Source organism: Moorena sp. SIO2C4 (assembly GCF_010672485.1).
Classification (GTDB): Bacteria; Cyanobacteriota; Cyanobacteriia; order Cyanobacteriales; family Coleofasciculaceae; genus Moorena; species Moorena producens.
The window spans coordinates 1-5,720 of the sequence record NZ_JAAHGN010000460.1; the positions used below are offsets into that span (position 1 = coordinate 1).

Sequence of the window (5,720 nt, forward strand, 5' to 3'; positions counted from 1 at the left end):
TCCTACCTCACTTGTGTAGGTTTTTTACTTTGGGGCGAGTACGTACTTTCATTTCCGTTTAAATCCCTCAAAATATGTATTATCTTATACTTTAATTGCCGAGATAATTCGACCCATCTCCCCATTTCCCCATTTCCCTTCGATGCTTTCTGACCAAATCTCTAAATACAAAAAAACTCCCCCTCTCTCCTCTTCTCTCCTCTTCTCTCCTCTTCTCTATGGGTGCATCTCAGTTTTGCAATTAGGCAAAAATTCGGGAGAAAATTCCCACACTCCCCGCGCCCCCGCCCCGCGCCCGGGCCCCACACTTCCGATCTTTTTTACAAATATGAGATGCACCCTTAGCCCGTCAAGGGAGTAACCATGTTCATGAAGCTATTGAACGTCGCATCCCCTTGCTAGAGCAAGATTTAAATGAATTGAAGGAACGGATTAGTTCCGTTGAACCAGAATTTAATAAACTCAAGGATATTGGTGAGCAATTCAAGGATGAAATTAAAACAGTTCGTGATAATAAAGCGAAAGCGATCGCAGATTCCTTTCGTACCTATGTTTTAAATTTAGGAAATACCTTTGAGTCAGATTTTTTACACTATCAACCTGAACTAAGATTTATGGATTTCTTGAGTACAGGGAAACGAGAAGCCTTTGAATCAGAGTTGAGACAAGGATTTGAACGGTATATTAATGATAAATTGTCAGAGTGGAGTAAGACCGCTGAAAAAGAGATGGATGCTGCCTTTGCTCAGCTATCTCGCAGTGCAGTCACCTACGGTGCTTCTTATACTAAAGTCACGGATAAAATTAATCAAAAATTAACCGGACAAACCGTAAGACCTGTCAGCAGCTACACCACAGAAGATAACGCTCCCGCTTGGGCAAAATGGGCAGCAGGATTATTTTCCTTAGCTAGGGGTAATATAGCAGGAGTCGCCATGGCTGGAGCTGGTTTCGATTGGAAAAATATTGTACTGAATTTCATCACAGTTATGGGAATTGGTGCCATCATTACCACTGTTTCTGGGATTGCTCTCGGACCAGTGGGTCTAGCGTTGTTAGGATTAGGAGTTGGAGTCGTGCAAGCCGATCAAGCTCGTAAGGAATTGGTGAAAGCAGCTAGAAAAGAGTTGGTGAAATATTTGCCTGAGGTAGCACAAGAGCAATGGCAACCGATTTATGATGCTATCAAAGAATGTTTTGATATGTATGAGCAGGAAGTAACTGAGCGGATGGATGATGATATTAAAGCTCGCAAAGCTGAATTAGATAATTTAATTAAGCAAAAAGAATCTCGTGAAATTAATCGGGAGCAAGAATTAGCTCGCTTGAACCAGTTAGAGGCTGATGTCGCCTCCCAAGCCCAGAAGGTTGAGACCGCTTATCATAATTTTGTGAATGCGATTTAAGCATTCAGCCGTGAGCTAAAAGCTCACGCTACGCGAACAGCCGTCAGTGGTCAGTAGTCAGTGGTCAGTGGTCAGTGGTCAGCCCTTGGCCAATGGCCACTCAAGTAGCGTGGGTAGCCCATAAGTTGAAAGTTGAAAGTTGAAAGTTGAAAGTTGAAAGTTGAAAGTTGAATGCTTAATGCTGAATGCTGAATGCTGAATGCTTAATGCTGAATGCTTACAATGCGATCGCTTAACCTTCTACTATCGATTCCCCAAGACTAATTATTAGTCTTGGATTTTCCTTAATTTAAGCAAAAATCATAACAGTTGAAGGTTGACAGTTAACAGTTAATTGTCAACCTTCAACTTTAAATTTTAAACTTTAAATAAAATAACCTTCAACCTTGGCCTTTCGGCCACGCTACGCCAACAACCTTCAACTCCCTGCTCCCTACTCCCTACTCCCTACTCCCTACTCCCTACTCCCTACTCCCTAATCCCTGTTCCCTATTCCCTTTACTATATACAATTTTCAACGCCAAACTGGCGAAACATTTTTGGAAGTAATAGTAATAATAATAAAACACCTTAAGCAGACATAAAAATGAAAATTGAAGATTTAGAGTTTACGGAACAAACAACAACCGAGACAGACCAGATTAAAGGAGCAATTGTTCCACTGCTCGCATCAGCTGGAATTGGTGCTGCATCAGGAGCAGCGTTTCAGGTCGCATCCAACGCTATTACTAGTAAACCCCTAGGTGATGGTGTTTTCCAAGCAGCAGCAGGAGGTGCAGTTACAGGAATTATTAGTCCAGTTTCTACCATTTGGAAACCGATAAAATTGGCTCAACCATGGATACAAGGCTATCGACGAGGCATTGATCCAAAGTCAGTTTGGCGTCCGATTGTCGGTGGAGGTGCTGGTGGATTACTCCATGGAGCCTTAAGTCGTTAAGGGGTTTTGTCAGTATTTTTGTGTCTGCAGGGTGTGATTATTCGTCAGTCAAAAGGTCAAAATTTAGTAAGGGTGTATAGCTGTGCGCCCTTACAACTTTCTACCAATACCTTTTGGTAATAGGTATTGGCTAAAAAAAACTAAGGTAAGATGGGAGCATCAGGAGTAGATATCATGTCATTTGGGAAAAGGTTATTACAAAGGTTATTGCGAAGATTATTAATTGGAGGAACTGCAGGATTGCTTGTGGTAGTGTTATTAGATATTTTGGCTTACCCTCTGTATCATCAAGAACCAACTTCTCTAAATTGGTTTGAGCAAACGTTGATTAAAGTAGATTATCAATCAGCAGCACTACAGGAAGACATGGCTACTTATTTAGTAATCGCAGTACAGGATGGGATTCGGCTAATGATTGCAGTATGTCTATCCCTGACTCTAGTTGAAACTGTGCTGATCAAAAGGAAAGGTTGATTATTATTTAGTTTTTCAAGGGAACAGGGAACAGGGAACAGGGAACAGGGAACAGGGAACAGGGAACAGGGAACAGGAAACAGGGAGTAAGCTGGTCTTGATTTAAATTCTATTGTTATCAGAGCAGGGGAGCAGGGGAGAGGATTTTTAGTTTTTTTGTAAGCATTCAGCCGTCAGCTGTCATACCAAATCCGGAAAGCAAAAAAAGGATTAGGATTAGGGTCAAACAACCGTAGAGTAAGACGAAGAGAAATATTTTTTACTGTCTGTACTAACCGGATTTGATATCAGCCGTTGGCTGATAGCTGATAGCTGATGGCTGATGGCTTAGATCAAATGCGCAAAGCCTGAATTACCTGCCGTTTCAATTCCACAAATTCCAGGGTTAGCTTTGTATCCAGAGTACGAACAGTGGGCAAATCAATCATAATCTTATCCTGGATACAACCTGGATCAGCTCCCATCACATAGATACGCTCGGATAAGAACACCGCTTCTTCCACATCATGGGTAATCATCAAAACCGTAATATGGGTCTTCTGCCAAAGTCCAAGAAAGAATTCCTGCAATTCCTCCTTAGTTTGGGCATCTAAGGCTCCAAAAGGCTCATCCATCAACAGCACTTCCGGTTCATTAGCCAACGCTCGTGCGATCGCAACTCGCTGTTTCATACCCCCTGACAGCTGTTTGGGGTAGGCATTAGCAAAGCGGGTTAGACCGATTACATCCAAATAGTAAGCAATCCGTTCTTGGGATTCCCCCTTAGGCAATTGTTGTAACCTCAGACCAAAACCGATATTATCAGCAATGGTTAGCCAGGGAAATAGGGTATAGTTCTGAAAGACCATGCCCCGATCCCGACCAGGACCTAAAACCACCTCACCATCTACCTTTACCTGTCCTTTGGAAGGAGGAATTAGTCCAGCGATAATGTTGAGCAAGGTTGATTTGCCGCAGCCAGACGGTCCAACTATACACACAAATTCATTTGCTTCAAGATTGAGATTAATATCCTTTAGCACTACCAATTCTTCCCGTCGCTGGCGAAAACTTTTGGAAATATCACACACCTGTAGCTTAGGCAAATTGTGATCATTGGTCATTTTAAAAGGGTGCATCTGATATTTGTAAAAAAGAAGGGGAAGTGTGGGAATCGGGAATCGGGAATCGGGAATCGGGAATCGGGAATCGGGAATCGGGAATCGGGAATCGGGAATCGGGAATCGGCAATCGGGAATCGGGAATCGGGAAAATATCTGAAGCTATCAGCTGAATGCTTACCCTTGGCCAAAAGGCCACGCTACGCGAACAACGTTCAACATTCAACATTCAACATTCAACATTCAAGCTGATTAAACCTTGGCCAAAAGGCCACGCTACGCGAACAACCTTAAAGCTTAAACCTTTAACGCTCAACAAATTGCTCCGACCAAGGAACAGTTAATCGAAAAAGCCACCTAAACGCAAAATCCAGCATCAACCCAATCAATCCAATCACTAAAATACAAAAGAGCACTTTATCTGTCTCTAGGAATCGTTGAAAATAGATAATCTTGAAGCCCAAACCATTTTCAGCAGCAATTAATTCCGCAATCACCAGAAAATTCCAGGCACCAGCAACATTAACCCGCATCGTATCAATAATATTTGGTAGAGTTGCTGGTAGAATCACTCGAAATAATACATCAACCCGATTCGCCCCCAAGGTGTAAGCCACATTCAGCATTTCATCAGGGATAAACTTGACAGCATCAGCAATCATTATGGCGTTGTAGAAGACAATTCCTAAGAAAATAATTAGGATCTTTGCGGTTTCACCTAACCCTGCCCACAGAACAATTAGGGGCATAAACGCCGCCACTGGCATATAGCGTACAATACCGACAATCGTACCAAACAAGCTCTCCATGCTGTAGAATGTCCCCATGGCAATGCCAATGGGAATACCAACTACTGCGGCAAACAAAAAACCAACTAGCACACGGGTAAAACTGGCGATAATATCAGTCAGTAACTGCTCTTCTGTCAACATTTTCCAGCCAGCTTTCAGGACAACCATCGGACTTGGCAAGAATCTTGGGTCTACTAATTCTTCATAGCTTAGGACGATCCAAACTAGCAGGGGTACTACTAAGGCAATGATGGTGAGAAAGATACTGAGCCAGCCAGGAAAGCCCTGACGGATACTCCAAAATACGGATGGTCGTAGGTAACGTTTGCGGGGAGAAGATATAGGTTGTGGCACAGGGGTCTTAAGTGACAGCAAATTTACGTAATGTTTCTCTAAAATTTTTCTAAAGTCATTAATCGTAGGGTGGGCAGTGCCTAGCAACGCGCTTTGCAAGCTTCATTATCTGTCTGGTGCACTGCCCACCCTACATGAACTTAATGTTTCTAAAGCAGTCATTAATCGTAGGGTGGGCAGTGCCTAGCAACGCGCTTTGCAAGCTTCATTATCTGTCTGGTGCACTGCCCACCCTACATGAACTAAAGTCATTAATCGTAGGGTGGGCAGTGCCTAGCAACGCGCTTTGCAAGCTTCATTATCTGTCTGGTGCACTGCCCACCTTAATGTTTCTAAAGCAGTCATTAATCGTAGGGTGGGCAGTGCCTAGCAACGCGCTTTGCAAGCTTCATTATCTGTCTGGTGCACTGCCCACCCTACATGAACCTATGTTTCTAAAGCGGCTTTGACAAATTTGGGTTCCAGGAATTGCTCCATATCAGGAATAGTATCAATCTTGCCTTGGTTTGCCAAAAATCTCGCCACATCCATCAACGGCGACCGTAAGTAGGAATCACTCTGCTTATTTCCTAGCATCTCCAGATTGGCACGAGCGTCTGGGATACTAATGCCTTTTAGATCAGCAGCTAGGGCATCCGGCTTAATTTTCAACTCC

The 5,720-nt window shown here is 43.1% G+C and carries 5 protein-coding genes and 2 pseudogenes; 3 read left to right on the forward strand and 4 right to left on the reverse strand.

The features are described from left to right. Positions 1–341: 341 nt before the first annotated feature. The 3 genes and pseudogenes from F6K20_RS21885 to F6K20_RS21895 form a co-directional block, all read left to right on the forward strand. Positions 342–1,406, forward strand: a pseudogene (locus F6K20_RS21885) (dynamin family protein); the annotation flags it as partial. Positions 1,407–1,992: 586 nt separating this feature from the next. After that, positions 1,993–2,346, forward strand: a complete 354-nt coding sequence (locus F6K20_RS21890) for a hypothetical protein (protein ID WP_287252575.1) — start codon at positions 1,993–1,995, stop codon at positions 2,344–2,346. Positions 2,347–2,520: 174 nt separating this feature from the next. Further along, on the forward strand, positions 2,521–2,820 hold the full coding sequence (locus tag F6K20_RS21895) for a hypothetical protein (RefSeq protein ID WP_287252577.1): 300 nt from the start codon (positions 2,521–2,523) through the stop codon (positions 2,818–2,820). A 332-nt stretch (positions 2,821–3,152) separates the two neighbouring features. Here F6K20_RS21895 and F6K20_RS21900 read toward each other — a convergent pair whose 3' ends face one another. The 4 genes and pseudogenes from F6K20_RS21900 to F6K20_RS21915 form a co-directional block, all read right to left on the reverse strand. Further along, entirely contained in the window at positions 3,153–3,923 is a 771-nt protein-coding gene (locus F6K20_RS21900) for an ABC transporter ATP-binding protein (RefSeq protein ID WP_287265109.1), read from the reverse strand. A gap of 1 nt (position 3,924) precedes the next feature. Continuing rightward, a complete protein-coding gene (locus F6K20_RS21905; RefSeq protein WP_287296011.1) occupies positions 3,925–4,149 on the reverse strand; it encodes a hypothetical protein in 225 nt (74 codons plus the stop codon). Between the two features lie 76 nt (positions 4,150–4,225). After that, positions 4,226–5,065, reverse strand: coding sequence for an ABC transporter permease (locus F6K20_RS21910; protein ID WP_008191747.1), 840 nt, complete (start codon positions 5,063–5,065; stop codon positions 4,226–4,228). 426 nt (positions 5,066–5,491) lie between these two features. Continuing rightward, positions 5,492–5,720 (reverse strand): annotated as a pseudogene (locus F6K20_RS21915) (ABC transporter substrate-binding protein); the annotation flags it as partial.